Source organism: Moorena sp. SIO4E2, from assembly GCF_010671945.1.
GTDB classification, from domain to species: Bacteria; Cyanobacteriota; Cyanobacteriia; order Cyanobacteriales; family Coleofasciculaceae; genus Moorena; species Moorena producens.
On sequence record NZ_JAAHIE010000969.1, the window covers coordinates 1 to 2093 of the forward strand.

General features: G+C 44.9%; 2 protein-coding genes. Both read right to left on the minus strand.

Annotated features, from left to right (window positions below; all coding sequences use genetic code 11):
• Positions 1-7: 7 nt before the first annotated feature.
• Positions 8-1501: a 2-succinylbenzoate--CoA ligase gene (locus F6K37_RS39560; protein WP_008187034.1), complete on the minus strand. Its 1494-nt coding sequence runs from the start codon at positions 1499-1501 to the stop codon at positions 8-10.
• 98 nt (positions 1502-1599) lie between these two features.
• On the minus strand, positions 1600-2093 hold a 494-nt coding region (menC, locus tag F6K37_RS39565), incomplete at its 5' end, for an o-succinylbenzoate synthase (RefSeq protein ID WP_287256735.1).

The window sequence follows — 2093 nt, forward strand, 5'->3', positions numbered from 1 at the left end:
ATTTAGATTAACTTAAACAGTCTCGCGCAATAACTTTCACCTGTTCATAATTCAATTTCCCTTGACCATTGCGCGGTAAAGATTCTACCGCCACCCAATCCTTAGGACACTTGAATTTACTCAAATTCCCCTCTACGTTCTGTTGCACCATCGCAACAGAAACCTGATCGGAACTAGGTACAAAAACAGCGGTTACTACTTGACCCCAATAGTCATCGGGTAAGCCAATCACACAAACATCACTGACGAGCCCTGTGCCACGAATTACCTGTTCTACCTCAGCGGGAAACACATTTTCACCACCGGTAATAATTTTGTTACTGCGACGCCCAACAGTATATAAGTAACCCTGTTGATCGAAATATCCTAAATCGTCGGATTGTAGCGTTTGGACTCTGTTGGGAAATTTACTTAGCTCAGACTCTAGGGCGATATTTTTACTAGCGCTATAGTAGCCATGGAATAAGGACTTTGCCTCAATAGTAATCACACCGGTAGAGAGCGCCTCCACGATTTCCCCAGTACCATTGCGAATTGTCACCTTGGCATGGGGTAACACCTGACCACAACTATTGTTAGCACTGTTAGCACTGTTACCACTGAGGAAATCTTCAGGTTTAAGGGTCACTACACCAGAAGCGGTTTCGGTCATGCCATAGGTGAGAGCTAAAGGAATACGATCTTGTCTTGCTTGTGTTAATAGGGATTCCCAAGCCGGAGCACCCCCTAACAACACTGTCCGAAAGCGGGATAACCAGTCAACCGCATCTTGGTTGATCAGCTTGGCTAGTTGAGTCGGTACCAGAGAGATAAAAAATTCTTTGGGATCAATATCTCGTCCTTTGCCAGCTTTGAGGGCTTTAAAGGGCAAAATCACCATACGTCCACCGGTGGTTAGCGATCGCATAAACTGCATCAAACCACTGACATGATACAGAGGCAACACACAAAAGGAATTCACTGGCTTGTTCCCAAAATACTGATGAAACCCTGCTACTGATGCCATCAAGGTTTCCCAAGTGTGAATGGCAAAGCGGATTTTGCCAGATGACCCCCCTGTGGGAATCATAATGAGTGCTGAGGGGTTAATATTGATGATTGAATATTGATTATTGAGCCTTGAGTATTGATTATTGAGTATTGATGGCTCAATAATCCTGGCTAATTCTCCGATAATTATATCGGGATGGATTTGGTTAAGGACTTGTTGCCATTCTGGTTTTACCCAGTGGGGATTGCCTAAGAATATATGACAATTACTAGCAACAGCAGCTAGGAAAGCGGCGATAAATTTAAGAGGATTTTGCTCTACTAAAAGGATTTTCGGTGCTTTTTCCTGGTAAAGTTGGGAGAATTGCTGATAGTATTGCTCAATAATTTGCTGAACTTGCTGGCTATCATAGCCAATCAGCCATTGTTCACCAGAACGGTGTTGGACATAGCTTAGGGGCTGTTGTACGTATGAATCTTCCCCACATTTACTCTTTAACGCTTCAACCATCTAACCAAATCACCTTAACACCCAATAACCTTAAACATTCCAACCTTTAACCATCTAACCTTGGCCAAAAGGTCACGCTACGCGAACGTCCATCGCTTTCAACCTTGATTAAACCAATGGTTGACACCAAAACCTACAGCGCGCTTGAAGTCAGAGAGTTCTGCTGCTAACTGGAGAACCGCTTGTTGACCAATTGTAGTTTCCAAGGCGGATGAAAACACGGTATCAATCGGATAGGTTTGGCAAAACTGCCGTAGTCGTTTCCGAGAACCTGCGATCGCAGCTTTAATCACAAAAATTCCTCGCCATCCCCGCTGGTAACACTGTTCAAGTTGGTCAAGGGTTGCCACAGATTCATCCAATGCGATCGCAGTCGAATAGTTGTGGCTCATCTCCAACATCACATCGAACTGCTCTGGAGGTAGCGGCTGTTCGATAAACTCAACGGCTCCAATAGTGTCACATACCATCAGCCACTGCTCAGCTTGTTGTTTAGTCAATCCCCCATTGGCATCCAAACGCAATTGGGCAGAAGCAGGTATTGCTTCAACCAGATCGGACGAGCGTCGTGTCGGGCAAGCGTGTAGATCTC

Coding starts and splice junctions, on each gene's coding strand:
- F6K37_RS39560 (WP_008187034.1), bottom strand. CDS start 1,501: ATGGTTGAAGCGTTAAAGAGTAAATGTGGGGAAGATTCATACGTACAA.